Genomic DNA, 22,799 nt, shown 5'->3' on the forward strand with positions numbered 1-22,799 from the left:
TTCACAATTCATCTCTTTCTTACAGATAAAAACCGCGTAATTCGCCAGCACGTGTTAAATGCGCTATTGAGTTATTTGGTCTAATAAATGTGGCAAATTATGCGGAGAGAATTATGAGCATTCGTGGCGTTTCAAGTACGAGCTTGATAGATAATCCAGGTTTGGACCCATTAAGTCCGCCATTGAGGGCATTATCGAGGGGTGGGAGTACTGAATCACTGTATAGTAACGTGTCAATTATATGTGAACCTGATGAATGGGATGCCGCTTCAGCAGTTATCACTGAGAGCTATACACCACCAACATTAGCCATAACAAATGAGAAAGCCTCCTTTGGCATTAAGCCCAGTAACTACTCCATTTTTGGTACCAAAGAGAATTATCTAACAGGCTATTTGTTAAATATAGGCAATAGTAAGGGTAAGCCGCCTCTGTTACTACGACCACTCGCTGCTTTGCTGGCATACTTCGGCATTCATGGTTTTGGGCAAACTAACTGTGCTTCTTGTGCCACCGCCGTGGCTGAAACATTTGAGAAGAATACGGTTTATCTTGCAATACCCGAACTGAGAGGTGGGGATGTCAAAGGGAATATGGGGTTGCTAGATAAGAGTGCTAAGTCTGTTGATGAACTGTTGACTCAGCTACAGCAATATCAACCCACTGACGAGTTAAATGGTGTCCTTGTGATTCATCGGCCAGCTATGTTGCGCATGTTACCGGGGGCGACACAAGGGCATGCCTGTAATGTGATTAAATTTAAAGGCAGTAATATTATTCATTTTTTTGATGCGCAGAAAAAGACTTATGTTGAATGTCACCTTAATAATATTGCAGGAAAAAGCGCGGAGATAAGCAAATTTCTTGGCCCAATTGGCACTGACGGAATTGATTTATATAAAAAAGAGTTTCATGAAAATTTTAATAAAAAAGCCGGAGCATCATCTGCCCCAGCTTAATCAGTAACTTAGAACCTGAATTAGGCTTTTTTAGCTTTCGCTGCTGCTTTCACGATAACCGCGAAAGCATCCGCTTTCAGTGATGCACCGCCAACCAGTGCGCCATCGATATCAGGCTGGGTGAACAGCTCTGCTGCGTTTTTGTCGTTAACAGAACCGCCGTACTGAATGATAACTTGTGCTGCAACCGCGGCATCTTGTTTCGCGATATGGTCACGGATGAATTTATGAACTGCCTGAGCCTGTGCCGGAGTGGCTGATTTGCCAGTACCGATTGCCCAAATTGGTTCATAAGCAATGACTGCGCCTTCGAACGCTTTTACGCCCAAAGTAGTCAGCACGGCATCCAGTTGTTTGGCGCAGACTGCTTCAGTTTGGCCCGCTTCGTTTTCTGCTTCGGATTCACCAATACATAAAACGGGGATCAGACCGGCTTCTTTCAATACACCAAATTTCTTGGCGATGAATTCATCACTTTCGTTGTGATAAGTACGGCGCTCAGAGTGACCGATGATGATGTATTGCGCACCGATATCTTTCAGCATGTCAGCAGAGGTTTCACCGGTAAATGCACCAGACAGGTTCACATCAACATTCTGTGCACCCAGAGCGATGCGGCTACCTGCCAACTCGTGCTTAGCTTGATTCAGATAGATAGTCGGTGGGGCAATAGCAACACCACAACCGTCAACGGTGCTCAGTTCTGTACGCAGGCCAGCGATAAGCTCTTTGACCATGTTAGTGCTACCGTTCAGCTTCCAGTTACCCATAACTAATGGATGACGCATGTTTCTTCCTCCAACAAGGGGACGCGAGGGTCAATAATAATGACTGCCCGACAGGCAGTTTACCTGTCCAACAGTATAGAGATGATTAGTGGCAATGGCTTTGCTTTTCGTCATTAATTGCGGCAAGACTATGCTTCAGATAGTGACAGCTTAATCGGTTCAACAGCGAAAGTTAGCCCTTTTTCGCCGTTATCCGCTACCACATAGCGAATTGCGCCAACCGGATGGGCATAGAAAGGCGAACCTTTACCTTGTGTCAGCAGTTGCTGCACATTATCAAGACTTTGCTGGAGCGTGAGTGTGGGCTCAAACTGGCGCATCAGGGCTGCCATATAATTGACAGCCACTAGTCGGGCCGCTTTCTCTTCACTCCCTTTTATCGGCAAATAGGTAATTTGTAAGGTCTTAATCTTACCGGTACCTTTTTCCAGTGCGGTTGAAGCATAGAGATTCTCATTAATCTTACTGGCAGCCCGAGTCAGTGGGGGCAGATCATCTTTTACTGTAATCGCATGAAACTCACTGAGAGGCAGTGTTGGATTCGTGCGGTTATAGCTTTCACGAAATTTGACCAGTGTTAAATCAAAAGTTGGCGCGCCAGAAAGTAGATAAGGCGCGGTCGGCTGAGCCTCTTCCGTTGGCTGACCGCTGTCGTCTGCGGGGTCGGCATGAGCGCGGCTAACTGTTGCTATTAGCAGCAGTATTGCCAGTATCGCGACTCTCTCTTTTCTCATGACTTATGCCGTCGTTAGAAGTGTGTGTAGGGGATTAAAGCGGTAATTGAGTGTGATTGTCAAAATTCACTGCAAAGATTATAGGTTAGTTGCGGCATTGGGGTACTCTATTGTGTATACCCGTCATACCTCAAGCTGCATGTGTGTTGGCTGCCTTCGTTCACCCCAGTCACTTACTTGTGTAAGCTCTTGGGGACTCGCTCAGTTGCCGCCTTCCTGCAACTCGAATTATTTAGGGTATACATCAACTTTAGGTTATATCAGGTAAATGGATCGGTTCATTGATGACAATACAGCAGTGGTGTTTCTCGTTTAAAGGCCGTATCGGGCGGCGGGACTTTTGGATCTGGATTAGTTTGTGGCTGTTGGCGATGCTGGTTGTTTTTACGCTGGCAGGTAAGGATTGGTTACCCATTCAGACTGCGGCTTTTGCGATAGTTTTTTTGCTGTGGCCAACGGCGGCAGTGGTGGTTAAACGGCTTCATGACCGTAATAAAGCCGGTTGGTGGGCATTTTTGGTGGTACTGGCCTGGATGCTGATGGCCGGTAACTGGCAGATGCTAGCGCCCATCTGGCAATGGGGTGTTGGGCGGTTTATTCCCACACTAATTATTGTCATGATGTTTATTGATTGTGGCGCATTTCTCGGTACCGAGGGTGACAATCGTTTTGGCCCAGAAGCGGTACCGGTGAAGTTTCTGGCTGATAAAACACCACAGTGAATAGGGTTTGATAAAGCCAAAAGGGCCATATGGCCCTTTACTATCAGTTGGTTAGCTTTGACAATACTGTCTATTACCAATATTGCTCGCTGGTCATATGCCCCGGTTTGCGGCGTAAATGTTTACGCATCTCACGCTGTTCTTTCAGCAATTGCTGGGTGTCTCGTACCATTTGCGGGTTACCGCATAGCATTACATGGCTGTCATGCGCGTCAATTTTCAGGCCGACAGCGGCTTCCAGTGAGCCATTCTCAATCAAGGCCGGAACTCTGCCGGTCAATGAACCGTGGGACTCTTCACGGCTCACCACTGTTTGGATACGTAACTTGCCGTTGTAGCGCTGTTCAAGTTGTTGCATCAGTGGCAGGTAGCTGAGATCACGGGCGAAACGTGCCGCATGGACCAACACCAGATTTTTGAAGCGTTCTAAATCACGCCCTTCCTGTAAAATTGACAGATAGGGGCCAATCGCGGTGCCGGTGGCTAACATCCACAAGGTATCGCAATCGGGGATCTCTTCTAGCACAAAGAAGCCCGCCGCTTGCTTGGTAACCATCACTTCACCGCCTACGGGCAACTGGTCCAGCCGTGGACTGAGTTTGCCTTCCGGTACTGTGACCAGATAAAACTCCAGATTGTCGTCACTTGGCGCATTAACGTAAGAATAAGCCCGCTGTACCCGCTCGCCGTTGATATCTAATGCCAGCTTGGCAAATTGACCGGCGGTAAAGGAGTCAATTGGCGCATTGACCCGAATACTGAACAACGAGTCGGTCCAGTGTTCGATGTGAGTAATTTTGCCACTAACCCATTCAGCCATAATTCTTTCCCATCATATACTTATCTGAAGTGATGCCTAAAGCGATGGCGATATTTTAGAGCATTTGGTTGAAAAACATTATCGATAAAATGTTATGCCTTTCGTCCTTGGACCTCTGTCATCATTCTGAAAATGACACTGGGCTATGATTTCTACTGGTATTATCATCGCGTCCCCCCTTGTCTTGCAGGAACTGCCGTTTCATCCAAATTGATAGGGGGCATCATATTACTATCTCAGGTCAAAAACTCATCCAACTACCACCTTTCATTCGATAACGGCTAATGAATTGTATCGGTACTGGTGTTACGAAAGTGGCTTCGACGGTACGTGCTGGTAACATGGCAACAAAATTAGACGTATCCACCGAATGACCGTCAAGCAGCAATCGCGGCGCACTGACTTTGGGGCCGGTTCTAACCGATTGAGTGCCGATCACCTCAGCGGTAATGTTTTGCTGACGCAGGCCTGGAATTTTAACTTCATAAAAATAGCTGCGGGTGTCAGCATAGCCGCCTGAATCGAGATCGGTACCAAAGGAAATATAATCAGGATTGCCTTGACGTACATGCGCCTGGGAATGCCCAGCGGCGTCTTCACCAAAGGCTTTTTTAAATCGCGTAAGCACGTCTTTCGAGGAATCACCGCTTCTGGGGTAGAATCCACCCGCTTTTCTGATGGCCTCCGGTGAACGATCGTCACCGCGATAAAACGTCATCAGATCCTCAGAAGCCCATGTTCTGGCCGCAGCTGGGCTACCACGGCCTGATAAGCCTTTTTCCAGAATATTAGCAGTTCGTGTTCTCAGCCCCGATGTGGCGCGGGAGATACCTTTATAAACGCCACGGCCCACGCCTCCTGCCAGTCCGGAAATCCCTGTTCCCAGTGATATCCATCCCAATACTGAGGATGCTTCGGGATTACTATCGGAAATAGCGTTGCTCACAATAGATATTACATCTGAAGCAACGCCCATCGAGCCAACCACCAGTGATATTGCTGAAGCTGAGCTGATTGCTGTCATCACGCTGCCAGCGGCAATTATTGATGCACCGGCGCTAAATATAGCTGCCAATAATCCCAGAGAGCCCAACACGATCCCAGCAATGGCGCTTCCGCTCAGGTGACCGCTTGGATCTAGGCGATTAATAGGATCTCCTGCGCAGTAAGCATATGGATTAATGCCGCCAGCGCCAAACGGGCTGAGGCTATCCGGGCAGTTGAATCGCATTAGTAAAGGGTTGTAGGCACGATAACCGTTACCTAAATGGTAGCTTCCACTAACCGGATCGAGGCGTTCGCCATTAAACCCCGGTAACGGGGAAGGCGTGTAGCCATAGCCATAGCCGTAGGGTGACCAAGTGTTGAGAGTACCGCTGCTGTTAGCTACCTCTCGTGACCAGAGCAAATTATCATGGTTATCGGTGGCCGTCAGGGTAAGATGGCTGAGCTCTTTTACCCCCAGACAGGCATGACCCAGTTTAATCAATCGATTATTACTTGCCTGATACGTTATGACTTCGTTGGCTAACTCATTTCCTTGGTAATACAACACTCGCTTATCGCCATCACTGACGTTCTGGGCCACCAGTCGGTTCAGTGCATCGTAACTGTAGCTACCGCCTGCGATATTCTCTCCGTTTATGCCAATAAGACGACCGGTTACGTCGTAGGTGAGCGTGCGGCCCGATTCATCTTTAATCATGCGCCCATTGGCATCATAGTCGAGGGCAATACTGGCGGGATAATTAGGATGCGTATGAGTTATTGAGGTTAATTGTGTGGGATCGTCATCATTGAGATATCGGTACACTACACTGTCGGTAGTGCCATCGGAGAAAGTGGTTTCCAGGTGGGTCAGATTATTCAGAGCATCATAAGCGTAGCGTTGTGCAGATAACATCATGCCATTAGGCGCGGGTGACAGGTTGCTTCCGGTCGCGACATAGCTGACCAAACGATTACGTTTATCATAGCCGTAATTTTCAGTGTGAATGGTGATATTATTGTGTTTGGTGATACGAGTAGCCAACTGATCGTTTGCCAGCCATGTTTGTAATATGATGATTTCTATGCCTTTGCTATCAGTCACCTTACGGGATGTTTCCCGGCCAAAATCATCGTGAGCTAGCTGAGTTTTCAGGCTGTTCTGCGTTGTTCCATCGGTAATCAGCAAGCTGGCAAGGTAGCCTAACGGGTTATAACTTAGCCGTGCATTCAGATCATCATCCGCAACTTCAATTATTCTGCCGTCAGTATTTCGGTTATAGCGGGTTTGTGCGCCGGTGATATCGGTAAAAGTGGTGTTGCTACCACGCAGCGTCCAGCGATAATGACTGGCACGGGGGGAATCTTGGTGATGGATCACTGTTTCGGTTTTCAAACTGCCGGAAGGGTGCCAGGAAAATTGAGTATCGACACTGTCAGTTTCTTTGGCGTCCAACTGCCGGCCACTAATAGGGTCATAGCTAAACTCTTGGGTGACACCGTTTGCGTTGAGAGATTGCACCGAATTATTCAGTTCGGGAATGTAAGATAGATTAATCACTTCCTTCTCAGGGGTGATGATACTGAACGGAACGGGTGATGCTTCCTGATAGCGATAGGACGTAGTTCGGCCACAGCTGGAGCTTTCGATCAGCCGCCCCAGGCTATCAAAATTCTGAGTACCTAGTAGCCAATGCTGGGTTTCTCCTGCTGAATTCTTACCCGTAAGGGTGAGTGAGGCTACATAATTGCCCTTTAAATAGCCGGGGTAGGTGCGGGTTACTATGCTGCCGTCTGCTGTAGTTTGGCTGACCAGCCGGTCGTAAGCATCATAGGTATGTAAAGTGACATGCCCAAGTTCATCTTCTTCTCGGCATAAGCGGCCCAGTCCATCGTAAGCATAGTGGCACACTCCCTGTGGCTTTCCGGCAGTGTCAATACGGGTCGTGCTCAGAGGGCGTAGATTGATATCGTATTGAATTTTGCTGCTACCACTGTCGATCTCACGGTTATTGTTGTTACCACTCTGGTGGAGAGTTTGGGTAAGCTGAATAGGGTCATTCACTTGCCAACGCGTAATGCCGTCGCTGCCAGCGGCTTTAGTTATTTCCCCCCAATTATCATAAGTATGAGCCGAGTTAATGGCATATTGTTCAGGCCGCTGATTTTTCGCTATCCACCAATCACTGCTTTTCTCTGCGGTGATTTCATTTAACAGGTTATAGCTATAAGACTGAATTTCATACCAAGAAGGTGTCTCTCCCGCATTCGACTGCTGTTGGCGTAATGTGCGACCCAGACCATCAAAATAGGTGCGAAGCTTATTACCTGCGGCATCTGTTTCAGTAGTGGAAAGCTTCCCTTCGCCATCGATCAGGTAGTCCCAACGGGTCGTATTTTCATAGCGAGTGCCAGGGCAGGTAACTCTGGAGGTAAGACGGCCCATTTCATCGTATTGATAATGCGTAGTAATACCTTGAGCATCGGTTTTTGCATACAACAGCCCAGTATAAGCGGAGCGAGTGTGAGTTACCGTACTGGTTACACCGTCAGAGCCGATAAATTTTGCTATTTGAGTTAATAAACCACTTTGTATTTGAGTCGTAAAACGCTGAGTGCTGGTGAATTGCTTGCCGCTATCTGACAGCTCATACATGCCCTCGTTAATGGCAATAATTCGCCCAAACTCGGCGTCATTAGCGTCACTTATTGACATTAGGTTCTGTTGCGACAACAACTGGTCGTCGCGATAAAAGAATTTCTTCTCTTGCACCACATACGGAGTATTGCCGAGTCTTTGGTAGGTAAAACGGCAGGTCCGGATTGGCGTGGTATAAGCGGATTCGGCAGGGATGAGTTTTTGTTGTTTTATAAATCGCACAAAACCGTTGGGTTCCGCTGGGCAGTTTTCCTCCCCCTGGCTGGCGTACCAACGGGTCACTACCACCGAACCATCAGGATTTTCTTCCTTCGTTGGGTTGCCCCAGAGATCAAATTCAGTTTTCGTTATTTCAACGCGGCGTTGTTCGGTTGCCGGTTTGCTGGTATCAAGAAACGTCGTTGTGGTTTGTTTGGGGAGCTGAAATTGTGCGGGCTGTTGGTCAAAAGGGGTGCCTTTTTGGGCGTAATACTCAGTTTCTACAGTACATGAACAGCTGCCTTGTTGGGTGCTTTCCCGCGTAATCAGATGGAAATTATTGTATCTACGGGTAATAACAATATTGTGCTTATCACCGAGTTGAGTTTCCGTTGATCCATATTGGTAATCCGTCAGGATCCGATAAGCATTATCGCTATTTGGTAAGAAATTCACGCCACTGGCAAAGCCTAAATAGTTCGTGTTGGTATATTCGTAGAGGGTGACCAACTTTTGCTGCCCAGTTCCGGGGGTGATAGTGTGTCTGACGGCGGCAGGCAACGCGGGCACGGCATTCTCAGGAAAGCGCATCAAGTTATTTTGGTAATCAACGTTTTCAATTAAGCCGGATGGATAAGTCACCTGTTCAATATAACCCTCGCCAGTATAGGCCATAACCCATTGATACTTATTATCAACTAAGGTTATTTTTTGCAATCGTTTGTTGAACAACTGAAATTGTAGCGTGCGCTGTTCCTGCGTCCCTGAAAAAATAGTAATTTCAGGGAATATCGCATCGTCGTAATTTATTTTAAGTAATTCTCTATTGGCATCTCGGATGCTGGCTAAACGCTTGAAACCTTTAAATATCCAGTTAAAATGAACTTCATGCCCTAACGGAGAAATCACTGAAATAACATTTTTAATATTTTGACCTGAATTCCTGCCTTCTAATATTTCGACCACACCTGATTTATAAGTAATAATATAGTTATCATTATTACGCTCGAATTTAAAAGAGCTTGATTTTTTTTGCTCAATTTCTACGCCGTTAGCACTTTCATAAATATGGTATTTATCACCTGTTGATAAATACAAAACTTTATTTAGTGCATCATACTGTGAGAAAGAAAATGAAAACCCCATGCCAAGGCCAATGTTATTATTATCAAACATATTATAATGTAGTGATACATCTATTTCCGGCCCTAAATTGTTATTAGCCACCACACTGGTAATAGGAAAAGAAAATGAATATAAACCGGTTCTCGGGTCAACGCCGCCTAAGGCTGCACTGATGAAATTACCACTCTGAGTGAAATAGTTAGCCACTTGAGTCATATAAATGACCTCCATTGAGTTTTTTTAATATTGAAATGAAAGTAGCCCAGTCGGTAAAACTGAAACTACTTTTAATAATAAATCACGGTTAAGCAATGGGATGAATGCAAGGTGAACTAAGCCAAGACATGGAAGGATATGTCCTGGTCGCCATTAGATTTTACGTCAATATCAGCTCTGTTACCGTATTGGTCATGTAAGAAGAAATGCAGAGATTTAGACCAATCGTTATAAGACCATAGCGCACCGTACCATAGGCGATAAGACCAGAAACAGATACCGCGTTCCTCATGATTTTTCGAGGTAACGCTAATGGTCCAGGAGTTCGACACTTGAAATTTGGCAGTATAGTTAGCTGAGCTAATATCAATTGAGCTATCAGTTGAGGTAGAACAGCCTTTATAGTTGCCTTGCTGTCTATAATAGAACCAGTATCTCTGATCACATAAAGCATCATGGGTAATGGTATTATCTGTCGATTTAAATCGGACGTAATACTTTCTCAAGATACTGTTATAGCCGTCAACACGGTTTTCTTGTTTAGTCAAAATGTCCAAATCATTATCAGTGAATATTCTCGCCGGGAGAATTCTCATTGATATATAGTCAGGTATTGCATTGTTATTATTGTTTATTTGTGCCGTTGTATACTCTATTTTGGTCCCAGTATTGGGATCGTTAATGAAAACCTGAACATATACTTTGAGTGGGGACTCTGAAACTTTAGGAACAGATAAATAGAAGTGACAAGGGTTACCGGGATTGTCTCGTGATATTTGCTTGAGAACAGGATAAACATATTCCCCAGCCACTTTTGATTTGGTTAATATCCTGCTGGGAATAGGCGTATTTTTATAATCGACGAGATTAATATGGTCGTATATTTCATCGCTGGATAAAAATACTGGGTTATTTTTTTATCTCTAGCTTCAATAATTATATCTACGGGTATTTGATTATTACCATTGGCATAGATAGAAGTCGATTTCTCACCATTGGAAATATAAATACTTAATTTATATATACTTGCTATATCATTCCAGTTAGACATATATCACCTCTTTAGGTTGAGATTTCACCCATCGACTTTATTAGCCATGAGTGGTGCAAATAAATCTTATATTGATGATTTGGCTTATTCAACCGGTGATTTTAAATCCTGTTACTCATAATATGATGTTATTGTATGAAAAATAATTTAATAAAAAACAAAGTGTATCAGTAAATATAAAACTCGCTGAATGATACCGGGGGGATATTAATTGGTATAGACTATTTTGTGGGGTCTTTATAGTATTTTTTAGTCACATTTTTATTCAGAACTCTATTAATACAATTGCTAATTTTGAGGTCCGCTCAGGAAACGGAAATTATTGTACGTTTAGAACATTATTTAACCACTATCGATACGCAACAGATTTATTTAGCGTCAATGATTACCGCTTTTAAATTATCTCTCTCCATGTATTGCTTTTAGGTTATGCCATTATTCACGATTGCCGCATAAATGCTTTACTGCGCTGGAGCACCCTAATATAACGATCTGTTCTGTTCAAAAAACAGGCTTATCGTATAATTATTTTCCAATATTTAAACACATCTCTTCTCCATCAAGGTTCATCTGGACAGTTTACTTTACGGCCATGGTGTTTTTATCTGCCAGTTGGCTATTTGGCAATATGTCGTGCTGGCTCGCTAAAATTTCTAGATTTGTTAGCTTATGCGCCAATAGTGAGGTGTGTCACTTTTTCAATATCAATGTGGCACGTAGTCCGGCTAATAGACTAGTTAAGACAATGAGAAAAATAGAAAATTTCCACCTGCTGGTTATGTTGATCCTCCTGGTTGCCGTTGGTCAGATGGCGCAAACCATTTATGTGCCGGTTATCTCGGATATCGCCCGTGATTTATCGGTTCGCACCGGAGTGGTGCAGCGCGTGATGGCAGCGTATCTATTGACCTATGGTTTTTCACAATTGATTTATGGCCCGCTATCAGACCGGGTTGGTCGCCGGCCGGTGATTCTGGTTGGTATGATGATATTCATGTTGGGGGCGCTTGGGGCTTGGCTGGCGGATAGCCTGACCATGTTGGTTGCTGCCAGCGCTTTGCAGGGGATGGGGACGGGAGTTGCAGGTGTGATGGCACGCACCATGCCACGGGATTTATATGCCGGTACGGCGCTACGCTACGCCAACAGTATGTTAAATATGGGTATTTTAGTCAGCCCTTTAATGGCACCGGTTATCGGTGGAGTGCTGGCCAGTCTATTTGGCTGGCGCGCTTGCTATGCGTTCTTGCTATTTCTGTGTGGTGGTGTGGCGTTTTGTATGTTCCGCTGGTTGCCGGAGACTCGGCCACAGCAAACTGAAAAGCGGCGAATGTTGGCCAGCTTCCGCCTGTTACTCGCTGACCGGGCCTTTAGTTGCTATTTAATCATGTTGATTGGAGCGTTGGCCGGGATTGCCGTATTTGAAGCCAGTGCCGGCGTGTTGATGGGGGGAGTGCTAGGGCTGAGCGGTATGATGGTCAGTATTCTGTTTATTTTGCCGATCCCAGCCGCATTTTTCGGTGCATGGTATGCCGGGCGCGAAGGTAAAACCTTTCACAGCCTGATGTGGCATTCGGTTATCAGTTGCCTGCTGGCCGGGTTGATGATGTGGATCCCTGGTTGGTTCGGCATCATGAATATCTGGACACTGGTGATACCGGCAGCGTTGTTCTTCTTTGGCGCCGGAATGCTGTTCCCACTGGCAACTACCGGTGCCATGGAGCCGTTTCCATACCTGGCCGGTGCGGCAGGGGCATTAGTGGGGGGATTGCAGAATATGGGATCAGGATTGGCTACCTGGTTGTCAGCTATGCTGCCACAAACCGGGCAATTTAGTTTGGGGCTACTGATGTTTGCCATGGCAATTCTGATTTTGCTGTGTTGGTGGCCGTTATCTCATCGGATGCAACCACAAGAGCATCATGCTTAAGTCGGCAGATAAAAACGGGTACTGATTTAATGCGGTACCCGTTTTATTTTTTGCTCAAAGAGGACGAAAAAGATTCACGGGGCGGTTTACAGCAAGAACTCGTGTAATGCTGAGTCTTTGCGATCAAGGAAATGGGTCGAACGGATACGGCGGATAGTGCGGGATTTACCCCGGATCAGCAGTGTCTCAGTGGTCGCCATGTTGCCTTTACGATAAATCCCTTCCAGCAAGTCGCCTTTGGTAATACCGGTTGCAGAGAAAATCACATTGTCATTACGGGCCATATCCCCCAATAACAGCACTTTACCTGCTTCAATACCCATGGATTTGCAACGAATCAATTCTTGTTCACCCATACGGCGGTTATCTTCGTTATCGCCCTTAACTTGATGGCGTGGCAACAAGCGGCCTTGCATATCGCCATCCAGTGCACGGATCACCGCAGCAGAAATGACACCTTCAGGCGCACCACCGATGCAGTACATCACATCGACTTCGCTTTCTGGCATGCAGGTCAAAATGGACGCTGCCACGTCGCCATCTGGAATGGCAAACACTTTCACCCCAAGTTGCTGCATTTCAGCGATGATACCGTCATGGCGTGGTTTAGCCAGTGTGATAACAGTTAAATCACTCAAGGGTTTATTGAGCTTGATGGCGATATTGCGCAGGTTTTGTTCCAGCGGTAGGTTAAGGTCGATAGCCCCTTTGGCTCCCGGTCCAACTACCAGCTTTTCCATGTACATATCCGGGGCATGTAAAAATGTCCCTTTATCTCCCACCGCCAGCACCGCCAGCGCATTTGCCTGGCCCATGGCGGTCATACGGGTGCCTTCAATCGGGTCAACCGCAATATCAACCGCATCACCTTGACCGGTCCCCACGTTTTCACCGATAAAAAGCATCGGTGCTTCATCGATTTCACCTTCACCGATAACAATCTGCCCATCAATATTGACTTGATTGAGCATAATACGCATGGCCCGTACGGCAGCGCCGTCGGCGGCATTCTTATCGCCCCGGCCCAGCCACTTATAGCCTGCCAGCGCGGCAGCTTCGGTGACACGGGAAAACTCGATGGCTAGTTCACGTTTCATGGTTAGACCTGTATCCCCGTCATACTTCAAGCTGCATGTGCGTTGGCTACGCTCGTTACTTGGCTCGTCAATGGGCCTCACAAGGCGAGACCGCTGCAAGCAGATTTTTCATCCCAGTCACCTACTTAATGTAAGCTCTTGGGGCTTTTCTCGCTTGCCACCTTTCTGCAACTCGAATTATTTAGGGTAATAGAAGAAGGATGTAAGCAGGAATTCTACCATCTTTGCGAAGTAAAGCCGTAGGGGTGTCTTTTGGCGGGATGAGATTTTTCACAATAAAAAGGCACCATCAGGAATGATGGCGCCTTTGGTTTACAAAAAACAGTGTAAAACAAGCGGGCCGTTACTCTTCGTGCTCTTCCCATGCCTGGGCACGCGCCACGGCTTTCTTCCAGCCACGGTAGCGAACATCACGTTCAGTGGTTTCAATCCCTGGGCGGAATTCGCGCTCAATCGTTGCCTTGCTTTTCACTTCATCCAGATCACTCCAGAAGCCAGTCGCAAGACCTGCCAGGAACGCAGCACCGAGAGCGGTACTTTCACGAACCGCTGGGCGTTCAACGCGGGTACCCAGAATATCGGCCTGGAACTGCATCAGGAAGTTATTCGCCACCGCACCACCGTCCACACGCAGTGATTTCAGACGTTCGCCGGCATCTGCCTGCATCGCATCCAGTACATCACGCGTCTGGTAAGCAATCGATTCAAGGGTTGCACGGATAATGTGGTTACTGTTAACCCCACGTGTCAGGCCGAAAATCGCACCTCGGGCATACGGGTCCCAATAAGGTGCACCGAGGCCGGTGAACGCTGGCACTACGTATACGCCGTTGCTGTCTTTCACTTTAGTGGCGAAATATTCGGAGTCGGTAGCATCACTGATCAGTTTTAGCTCATCACGCAGCCACTGGATAGATGCGCCGCCAATAAATACCGCGCCTTCCAGTGCATAGTTAACTTCACCTCGTGGGCCGCAGGCAATAGTAGTCAGCAGGCCATGAGTAGACTGAACGGCTTCTGTACCGGTATTCATCAACAAGAAACAGCCGGTTCCGTAGGTATTTTTAGCCATGCCGGGTTGTACACAAAGCTGACCGAACAAGGCCGCTTGCTGGTCACCCGCGATCCCTGCGATTGGAATACGGGTCCCGCCTTTACCACCAATGTTGGTCTGGCCGTAAACTTCTGAGGATGGACGGACTTCAGGCAGCATAGCGCGCGGAATATTCAGCGCTTTCAGCATACGGTCATCCCACTCTTTGGTACGGATATTAAACATCATGGTACGTGATGCGTTTGTGTAATCCGTAACGTGTACGCGGCCTTGGGTCATGTTCCATACCAGCCAGGTATCCACCGTACCAAACAGTAACTCACCGCGTTCAGCGCGCTCACGGGCACCCTCGACGTTATCAAGGATCCATTTCACTTTGGTGCCGGAGAAGTAAGGGTCGACCACCAGGCCGGTGTTGTAACGGATGTACTCTTCCAGCCCTTCTTTTTTCAGTTTTTCGCAGATATCAGCAGTACGACGGCATTGCCAAACAATGGCGTTATACACTGGTTTCCCAGTTACTTTATCCCAAACAATGGTGGTTTCACGTTGGTTGGTAATACCGATACCGGCGATTTCGTCAGAACTGATACCGGCTTTTGCCAGTACTTCAACCAGTGTTGAGCTTTGCGTCGCCCAGATTTCCATCGGGTCATGTTCAACCCAACCGGCTTTAGGGTAAATTTGAGTGAATTCGCGCTGAGAAACACTCACGATATTGGCATCATGATCCAGCACCACGGCTCTGGAGCTGGTGGTTCCCTGATCAAGCGCGACAATGTATTTCTTTTGAGTAGTATTTTCAGTTGTCATAGTTAGCCTACTTTTAAGTTGCCGTAAATCTATTGGGTAGTATCTATTATTTATGCTTTACGTTCTGTGGTCGTTACCGTGGTTTCTTCATCATCAACCACGCACACATCGCACGGTAAATGGCGGCCAATCAGGGCGCGATAACCGAAAGCACCGAGTAATGCACCGACGATAGGCCCGAAAATAGGGACCAGGAAGTAAGGAATATCACGCCCGCCAGTGAAGGCAATTTCGCCCCAACCTGCCAGATAAGCGAATACCTTTGGACCAAAGTCACGTGCTGGATTCAATGCAAACCCAGTCAATGGACCCATAGATGCACCGATAACGGCAATCAAGATACCAATCAGTAGAGGAGCCAGTGGGCCGCGTGGAATACCGTTACCATCATCGGTCAGTGCCAGAATCAGACACATCAGAATGGCAGTAATCACTGTTTCAACCAGGAAGGCCTGGAACACAGAAATATGTGGATTTGGATAAGTTGAGAAGATTCCGGCTAGATTCAGGCTCTCGGCGCTACCGCGAACCACTTGGTGCGTTTGTTCGAAATCGACAAACAGGTTGTAATAGAGGCCATACACTAACGCGGCAGCGCAAAATGCGCCGGCAACCTGCGCCACAATGTAAGGGAGAACTTTACGGCGATCGAAACAAGCGAATAACCACAATGCAATGGTTACGGCCGGATTAAGATGTGCACCTGAGATTGCTGCTGTCAAATAGATGGCCATGGCAACACCCAGGCCCCAAATGATACTGATTTCCCACTGCCCAAAACTGGCTCCAGCCAACTTCAATGCAGCAACGCAGCCTACACCAAAAAAGATCAGCAGACCGGTACCGAGAAACTCCGCAATACACTGGCCCTTCAACGTCGAACTAGCGGTTTGGCTCATAGTAGATGTCCTACAGACAGAGATTTATAGGGTATTTCTTATTTTTGCCCTTCGAACCGCGAAGGGAGTGATGTAAATTTATCGTTAACGAGCACAAACGAGAAATAGCGAAATCAAAATGTGTGTGGTGTGTCATAAAAATGAGCGATTTCGCGTTATTCACGGCTGTTAAGGGACTTTGAAAGTGTGATCAGACCAGTGGTTTCGCTATCAGTTGTTAAAGGCATGTATAATTTTACAGGATGGGTCATAGCGGTTTTTCGGTTTTTGCTGATAGTTACTGACACGAAATTGCTACAGAGTGTGGTTTGTACCGGTATGGCGCTAGACAGGGGGGGGCTGGCTACATACAATCGGTTTATCAAGAGCATCGTTTTTATCAAGCTGCGTTGCCTCTGCAAAGGAACGCGTTAGAACATAGCGCTTGTTACACCTAGTTCGATGGATATATAGCGCGATAAGTATTCACAGCAGTTTCATCTGCCGAGTGTCAGCTCAGTAGATACGGTGACTTAGTTAATACGGCGACGTCGGCTAAGAATGATGACTGCGACCAAAAGATGTACGCCTTGCTACCATAAGGGGACCGAAGAATGTCATTTGAAGTATTTGAGAAATTGGAAGTTAAAGTTCAGCAGGCGATTGATACCATCACTTTGCTACAGATGGAAATTGAAGAGCTGAAAGAGAAGAATAACACCCTGTCCCAAGAAGTTCAGGATGCTGCTGGTGGCCGTGAAGCCTTAGTGCGCGAAAATGAGCAACTAAAACAAGAGCAGCATGTTTGGCAGGATCGTCTGCGGGCACTGTTGGGAAAGATGGAAGAAGTCTAAGTGCTAGCTGGCTTAACGCAACCGTAATCGGTTGTTGAAGGCGGCTTGTCACGTAGCTACTGCAAATACGAAGTAGCAAAAAGGGCGATATCAATATCGCCCTTTCTTATGAAAATCAGAGGGATATTATTCAATATCCAGTGGTTCTTCTGACAAGATGATCCCAGTGTTATCTGCGTACAAGTGGTCACCAGAGAAGAATGTTACACCGCCAAAGTTCACACGGATGTCGCTCTCACCAATGCCTTCATCTGCCGCACCTACCGGAATTGCAGCCATTGCCTGAATACCGATATCTAACTCCGCCAGATCGTCTACCTGACGCACAGCACCGTAAACCACAATGCCTTCCCACTCGTTTTTCAATGCTAATTCAGCTAACTCAGCATCGATTAATGCACGGCGCACTGAGCCACCGCCATCGACGACCAGAACACGGCCCAGACCATTTTCTTCAAGCAGGTCGAACAACAAGCCGTTATCTTCGAAACATTTTACAGTAGTAATCTTGCCACCAAATGAAGTGCGCCCCCCAAAATTGGAGAACAGTGGTTCTACCACATTTACCTCTTCATGATAGGTATCACAGAGTTCGGAAGTATCATATTTCATAGGATTAACGTCTGGTTGCGGCTGGGAGATTAAGTATATCCCTTTCTGGCTGCTGTTGGCAAAATCATCAATTGTTAAATTTATCCGGGCTGGCCTTTATGGGGTGTGGCCCGGAGAAGGTTTGAAGAACAAACCGCTGGGATTAACTGAATACCAGACCGACAGCAAACAGAACGTTGGTCAGTAATGCGGCTTTAACCATATGCTCAAGCATTGGGCGCATACCCGCAGCAGTAGGCTCACGCAGTACAAACAGCGCATGTTTGACCAGTAACGGAACGGCTAGAATAAAGATCCAGCCGGCCCAGCTATGCAAATTCTGAAGTGTGAATATTGCCAGGCACAAAATTGCTGCCGCGATTAATATGGCATGATAATAACGTGCGACCACCGGCCCCAAACGCACTGCCAACGTGTTTTTACCATTAGCTGCGTCGTTTTCAATATCGCGCAAATTATTAATATTCAAAACCGCCGTTGCCAGTAAACCGCAGGCCGTGGCGGGTAACATCACGATAGTGTCAAAGTGCCCAGCCTGGAGATAGTAAGTCCCCGCGACACTCAGCCAGCCGAAGAAGACCAGTACTGAAATATCACCCAGCCCCATATAACCATAGGGTTTGCTACCGACGGTATAGGTAATAGCTGCCACAATTGCCATTAACCCAAGCAATAAAAAGCCTAAAACATCGCTGGGTTTTTCACAGGCCACAGCAATGAGTGCGATACCGGAAATAATCGTCAGAATAACGGTGACAATCAGCGCCACTTTCATCTGCTGGCGGGTAATCATCCCTTTTTGCATCCCGCGCAATGGCCCGATACGCTCTTCAGTATCACTGCCCTTGATGGCATCACCGTAATCATTAGCCAGATTAGATAGAATTTGCAGCAGGCCAGCAGTTAATAAGGCGAGGAGTGCTACGGCAGGTTTAAAACTATCGAGCCAGACAGCAAGGGCTGAACCGGTAACGATTGAGGCAAAGGCCAGTGGCAGGGTTCGTGGTCGCAGGCTTTCCAGCCAAGCCTGGGTCTGGCTGGTGTTGGTTGATAGGCTCATGTTTCGCTTCATTTTATTATATTAGGAGTCTGGTCCGCCCATATCGGCGTGTTAAAAACATTATGTCTGTCAAAAAACAACAGTGGGAGGCGATGCCTCCCACTCGATATTGTCCTGACGGACTATTTTATCCAGCATAAAGATATAAAGCGAATTATAGGATAAAACGACTCAGATCTTCATCTGCTACCAGCTCATCAAGATGCTTACCAACATATACAGCATCAATAGTGATGGATTGACCATTACTTTCGCTAGCGTCATAGGAGATATCTTCCATCAAACGCTCCAGCACGGTATGCAAGCGGCGTGCGCCGATATTCTCGGTGCGCTCGTTAACTTGCCATGCTGCTTCAGCAATTTTGCGGATACCTTCGCGAGTAAATTCAACGGTAACCCCTTCAGTAGCCATCAGCGCTTTGTACTGCTCGGTTAATGAGGCACTTGGCTCGGTCAGGATACGCTCGAAATCATCGGTGGTCAGCGCCTGCAATTCAACGCGGATTGGCAGGCGGCCTTGCAATTCCGGGATAAGATCTGACGGGCTGGACACCTGGAATGCGCCGGAGGCAATAAACAAGATATGGTCAGTTTTCACCATGCCGTGTTTAGTTGATACGGTGCAACCTTCGACCAATGGCAGCAAGTCACGCTGTACCCCTTCACGGGACACATCCGGGCCTGACGTTTGACCGCGTTTACAGATTTTATCGATTTCATCGATGAACACGATCCCGTGTTGTTCAACGGCATCAATCGCCTGCTGTTTCAGCTCTTCTGGATTGACCAGTTTCGCGCCTTCTTCCTCAATCAGCAGTTTGAACGCGTCTTTGATTTTGACTTTACGCGGTTTTTGTTTCTGACCGGCGATGTTCTGGAACATAGATTGTAACTGGTTAGTCATCTCTTCCATGCCAGGAGGTGCCATGATTTCAACCCCCATCGGCGAAGCAGCCAGATCGATTTCAATCTCTTTGTCGTCCAGTTGCCCTTCACGTAATTTTTTGCGGAAAGCCTGGCGGGTAGCGGATGGCTCTTGTGTTTCATCCGGCTGGCCCCAGTTATTTTTGGCCGGTGGAATCAACACGTCCAGAATACGTTCTTCGGCTAACTCTTCAGCCCGGTAACGCATTTTCTCAATTGATTGATGGCGAACCATTTTCACAGCCGCATCGGTCAGATCGCGGATAATAGAATCCACTTCTTTACCAACATAACCCACTTCGGTGAATTTGGTCGCTTCAACTTTGATAAATGGCGCATTGGCCAATTTTGCCAGACGGCGAGCAATTTCAGTTTTACCGACACCGGTTGGACCGATCATCAGAATGTTTTTAGGGGTAACTTCGTGACGCAACTCTTCATTGAGCTGCATACGGCGCCAGCGGTTACGCAGGGCAATTGCCACCGCACGTTTAGCTTTATCCTGGCCGATGATGTAGCTATCAAGTTCGCTGACGATTTCGCGTGGGGTCATTTCAGACATGTCACTCTATCCTTACGCTTTATACGTTAATTCTTCGATGGTTTGGAAGCGGTTGGTATAGATACAGATATCCCCCGCAATGCTCAGAGACTTCTCAACGATATCTTTGGCACTTAATTCAGTATTGTCTAACAGCGCGCGCGCGGCAGATTGGGCATAAGGCCCACCGGAACCGATAGCAATCAGGTCGTCTTCTGGTTGAACAACATCGCCGTTGCCGGTAATGATGAGTGATGCTGTTTCATCCGCTACAGCCAGTAGTGCTTCAAGCTTGCGTAACATACGATCAGTACGCCAGTCTTTGGCTAACTCGACAGCCGCTTTAGTCAGGTGGCCTTGATGCATCTCCAGTTTGCGCTCAAACAGCTCAAACAGCGTAAAGGCATCGGCAGTACCGCCAGCAAAGCCCGCAATCACTTTATTGTTATAAAGGCGGCGTACTTTTTTGGCATTACCCTTCATTACGGTATTACCCAGAGTGACCTGGCCATCACCACCAATAACGACATGACCATTACGACGTACACTTACAATTGTTGTCACGAGCGGACCCTCGTTGCAGACTGAATGAGTCCCCGTACTGCCTGTCAAAAAACAGCACGGGGTATATTGAGATTATAAATGGGGGAGGATTGCGACTTTTCAACCCCCTACAGCGAGGGGAATGCATCCTGATTGACCCGCGCCTTTCAAACGTTGCAAGGTACTATCAGCGGCTGCTTTGGTACTGTAAGGGCCAAGGACCACACGATTCCAGCCACCACCGCTGGTAATGCGGCTTTCGATACCGCCAAATGCCAATTGGGCGCGGATAGATTCGGCCTGATCGATGGCTTTGAATGAACCACACTGCACCATCCAACGTTGTGCTTTTTCTTTCTCTTTTTCCGGTTTCGGCGGTGTAACGGCCGGTGTTACCGGAGCTGCCGGTTGCGCGCGTTGTGGGGTAGCCACAGGCGATTGTACCTGCGTCTGCTGCTGTACCGGCGCGGTAGTCTGGCGCGGCGGTGTTAGCGGCTGCTGTTGCAGGGTCGTGACCGGTGGTTTGATGGTCACAGCAGAGCGTGGCACCGTCATCCCTTGGTTATACGGAACCTCTGATAACTGCGTTGGCTGCTGGCGCATATCTGCCTGCATCTGCTCTAGCAATTGGCGCTGCTCATTAGTCAGTTGCGTTTTAGAATTGGCTTCGCCACCAGCAGAGGGCTCTGTAGGTGTTGGGACGCCAATCTGACGGTTTTCCAGCTCTTTAATATAACGCCAGCGTTCTTCGGGTTTGGGCGGTAACCCATTACCGGTACGAGGATCATGGCTGGGCAATAACGGAAGCTCACCCGGCTTATTATGGGTGATGAAATAGAGGCCACCAACAAATACCACTAATAGCGCGACGGCCAGCGCCACCACGGTTTTAGATACTGCTGGCGCACTGCGTTTTTTCCGGCTGGTGCTTTTGCGCCGCGCTCCTGAGCGCCCTCGGCTTACATAATCTCTTTGTGCCACTATCGTTTCGCTGCGTCTTGATGATGGAATAAGTCCGTCATGTTACTGAACCCCTGAATATTTGCCTAGCGTTTAGGCGCAGCAGTACTTTCCCTGACAATTAACTCGGTGTCTAACAACCGGGAGCCACTTTGTACTGAATGCCCTTGTAGCTGCTCAAGTAATAGTAACATGGCTTGCTGACCAATTTGATAACGTGGTTGAGCCACGGTGGTCAAAGGGGGATCACAATACTGTGACAACTTCAGATCGTCAAAGCCTACCAGCGAGACATCCTGCGGGATACGTAGTCCCATTCTCTTTGCCTGCCACATCGCGCCTATCGCCATCACATCATTGTGACAAAATATTGCTGTTGGGGGATGAGGTAATGCCATCAGCACCGCAAAGGTTTCTGCGCCAGCTTCATAGCTAAAGTCACCGCGCATAATATAGTCACTGTCGACAGCGATACCATTACGACGCAGTGCCTGAATATAGCCCTGGAGCCGATAATGACTTAGCGGCAAACTTTCCGGCCCGGCAACACAGGCAATACGTTTGTGCCCCAATTCATGTAGATAATTAACCGCTTCATAAGCGGCAGTCAGATTATCGATATGTACCGTTGGCAGTTCCAGTTCAGGAGCGAACTCGTTTGCCATCACCATTGGCGGCAAATTGCGCTGCTCTTCTTTGCTGGCATCAAAAGGCAGATTGGAACCTAACAACAACATGCCATCAATTTGCTTGGTAATGATCAGGTTAACGAAGCTACGCTCTTGCTGGGTTTGTTGTGCGCAATCGCCAATTAAGATCAGATAACCTTGCTGGGCTGCCGCATACTCAATCCCTTGAATGATATCAGCAAAAAACGGGTCACTAATATCCGGTACAATAACCAGAATCGTGCGCGATTCATTACGTTTAATATTGCGGGACAAAGCATGAGGAGAATAACCCACCGCCAGAACAGCTTGCTCCACTTTTTGCCGGGTTACTGTTGACACTTTTTCCGGGTTCATCAGTGCGCGTGACACCGTCGCAGTTGAAACACCTGCCATTTCAGCAACGTCTTTCATGGTAGCCATCGTGAATTCTTTCTTATGTTCCAACGCCTTTCTCCTTGCTCTGGCTCCGAGCCAGCACTGATGCTTAATGCAGGCTTTCCGTCATTCTATACAGATAGTGGGGGTAATTTGTTACCTAATTTGCATAAAAAGTGTGACATAAGTAGGTTTTTTCGAACTGGCTCGCAGAAAGCGGGGTAATCG

At 47.4% G+C, this 22,799-nt stretch carries 18 protein-coding genes; 4 read left to right on the forward strand and 14 right to left on the reverse strand.

Annotated elements, in window-relative coordinates:
- Positions 1 to 113: 113 nt before the first annotated feature.
- The gene (locus V2A84_RS19710; RefSeq protein ID WP_372569783.1) at positions 114 to 959 is read left to right on the forward strand and encodes a hypothetical protein; all 846 of its coding nucleotides are present in this window, start codon (positions 114 to 116) and stop codon (positions 957 to 959) included.
- 20 nt (positions 960 to 979) lie between these two features.
- Here V2A84_RS19710 and tpiA read toward each other — a convergent pair whose 3' ends face one another.
- On the reverse strand, positions 980 to 1,747 hold the full coding sequence (gene tpiA / locus V2A84_RS19715) for a triose-phosphate isomerase (protein WP_083161756.1): 768 nt from the start codon (positions 1,745 to 1,747) through the stop codon (positions 980 to 982).
- 128 nt (positions 1,748 to 1,875) lie between these two features.
- The gene (locus tag V2A84_RS19720; RefSeq protein ID WP_102970506.1) at positions 1,876 to 2,481 is read right to left on the reverse strand and encodes a DUF1454 family protein; all 606 of its coding nucleotides are present in this window, start codon (positions 2,479 to 2,481) and stop codon (positions 1,876 to 1,878) included.
- 284 nt (positions 2,482 to 2,765) lie between these two features.
- Between V2A84_RS19720 and V2A84_RS19725 the strand changes: the two genes are divergently transcribed.
- The gene (locus tag V2A84_RS19725) at positions 2,766 to 3,203 is read left to right on the forward strand and encodes a DUF805 domain-containing protein (RefSeq protein WP_083161760.1); all 438 of its coding nucleotides are present in this window, start codon (positions 2,766 to 2,768) and stop codon (positions 3,201 to 3,203) included.
- Positions 3,204 to 3,276: 73 nt separating this feature from the next.
- On the opposite strand, the gene fpr is transcribed toward V2A84_RS19725, so the two are convergent.
- The 3 genes from fpr to V2A84_RS19740 form a co-directional block, all read right to left on the reverse strand.
- A complete protein-coding gene (gene fpr / locus V2A84_RS19730) occupies positions 3,277 to 4,023 on the reverse strand; it encodes a ferredoxin--NADP(+) reductase (protein WP_083161762.1) in 747 nt (248 codons plus the stop codon).
- Positions 4,024 to 4,264: 241 nt separating this feature from the next.
- Positions 4,265 to 9,208, reverse strand: coding sequence for an RHS repeat domain-containing protein (locus tag V2A84_RS19735; RefSeq protein ID WP_442849028.1), 4,944 nt, complete (start codon positions 9,206 to 9,208; stop codon positions 4,265 to 4,267).
- Between the two features lie 823 nt (positions 9,209 to 10,031).
- A complete protein-coding gene (locus V2A84_RS19740) occupies positions 10,032 to 10,259 on the reverse strand; it encodes a hypothetical protein (RefSeq protein WP_442821384.1) in 228 nt (75 codons plus the stop codon).
- Positions 10,260 to 11,004: 745 nt separating this feature from the next.
- Between V2A84_RS19740 and emrD the strand changes: the two genes are divergently transcribed.
- Complete coding sequence (gene emrD / locus V2A84_RS19745; protein ID WP_420073099.1) at positions 11,005 to 12,189, forward strand: multidrug efflux MFS transporter EmrD; 1,185 nt, start codon at positions 11,005 to 11,007, stop codon at positions 12,187 to 12,189.
- 86 nt (positions 12,190 to 12,275) lie between these two features.
- Here the strand turns inward: emrD and glpX are convergent, their stop codons facing one another.
- The 3 genes from glpX to V2A84_RS19760 all read right to left on the reverse strand — a co-directional run bounded on the left by glpX (position 12,276) and on the right by V2A84_RS19760 (position 16,052).
- Entirely contained in the window at positions 12,276 to 13,286 is a 1,011-nt protein-coding gene (glpX, locus tag V2A84_RS19750; protein ID WP_083161768.1) for a class II fructose-bisphosphatase, read from the reverse strand.
- A 343-nt stretch (positions 13,287 to 13,629) separates the two neighbouring features.
- Positions 13,630 to 15,153, reverse strand: a complete 1,524-nt coding sequence (glpK, locus tag V2A84_RS19755) for a glycerol kinase GlpK (RefSeq protein ID WP_083161770.1) — start codon at positions 15,151 to 15,153, stop codon at positions 13,630 to 13,632.
- A 50-nt stretch (positions 15,154 to 15,203) separates the two neighbouring features.
- A complete protein-coding gene (locus tag V2A84_RS19760; protein WP_083161772.1) occupies positions 15,204 to 16,052 on the reverse strand; it encodes an MIP/aquaporin family protein in 849 nt (282 codons plus the stop codon).
- A 593-nt stretch (positions 16,053 to 16,645) separates the two neighbouring features.
- On the opposite strand from V2A84_RS19760, the gene zapB reads away from it, so the two are divergent.
- Positions 16,646 to 16,885 carry a septal ring assembly protein ZapB gene (gene zapB, locus V2A84_RS19765; RefSeq protein WP_004704796.1) on the forward strand — a complete coding sequence of 80 codons (240 nt, stop codon included), beginning with the start codon at positions 16,646 to 16,648 and terminating at the stop codon, positions 16,883 to 16,885.
- A 126-nt stretch (positions 16,886 to 17,011) separates the two neighbouring features.
- Here zapB and rraA read toward each other — a convergent pair whose 3' ends face one another.
- From rraA to cytR, 6 genes are all read right to left on the reverse strand, one after another.
- Positions 17,012 to 17,497: a ribonuclease E activity regulator RraA gene (gene rraA / locus V2A84_RS19770; RefSeq protein ID WP_083161774.1), complete on the reverse strand. Its 486-nt coding sequence runs from the start codon at positions 17,495 to 17,497 to the stop codon at positions 17,012 to 17,014.
- A 142-nt stretch (positions 17,498 to 17,639) separates the two neighbouring features.
- Positions 17,640 to 18,557, reverse strand: coding sequence for a 1,4-dihydroxy-2-naphthoate polyprenyltransferase (locus tag V2A84_RS19775; RefSeq protein ID WP_083161776.1), 918 nt, complete (start codon positions 18,555 to 18,557; stop codon positions 17,640 to 17,642).
- A 154-nt stretch (positions 18,558 to 18,711) separates the two neighbouring features.
- On the reverse strand, positions 18,712 to 20,043 hold the full coding sequence (hslU, locus tag V2A84_RS19780; protein ID WP_083161778.1) for an HslU--HslV peptidase ATPase subunit: 1,332 nt from the start codon (positions 20,041 to 20,043) through the stop codon (positions 18,712 to 18,714).
- Positions 20,044 to 20,055: 12 nt separating this feature from the next.
- Positions 20,056 to 20,586: an ATP-dependent protease subunit HslV gene (hslV, locus tag V2A84_RS19785; protein ID WP_005190517.1), complete on the reverse strand. Its 531-nt coding sequence runs from the start codon at positions 20,584 to 20,586 to the stop codon at positions 20,056 to 20,058.
- A gap of 99 nt (positions 20,587 to 20,685) precedes the next feature.
- Positions 20,686 to 21,546 (reverse strand): cell division protein FtsN, encoded by an 861-nt coding sequence (gene ftsN, locus V2A84_RS19790; RefSeq protein ID WP_083161780.1) that lies wholly within the window; start codon positions 21,544 to 21,546, stop codon positions 20,686 to 20,688.
- A 65-nt stretch (positions 21,547 to 21,611) separates the two neighbouring features.
- Positions 21,612 to 22,640 (reverse strand): DNA-binding transcriptional regulator CytR, encoded by a 1,029-nt coding sequence (gene cytR / locus V2A84_RS19795; RefSeq protein WP_083161782.1) that lies wholly within the window; start codon positions 22,638 to 22,640, stop codon positions 21,612 to 21,614.
- Positions 22,641 to 22,799 lie beyond the last annotated feature (159 nt).

It is taken from the genome of Yersinia sp. 2553 StPb PI (assembly GCF_052217105.1).
Classification (GTDB): domain Bacteria; phylum Pseudomonadota; class Gammaproteobacteria; order Enterobacterales; family Enterobacteriaceae; genus Yersinia; species Yersinia enterocolitica_E.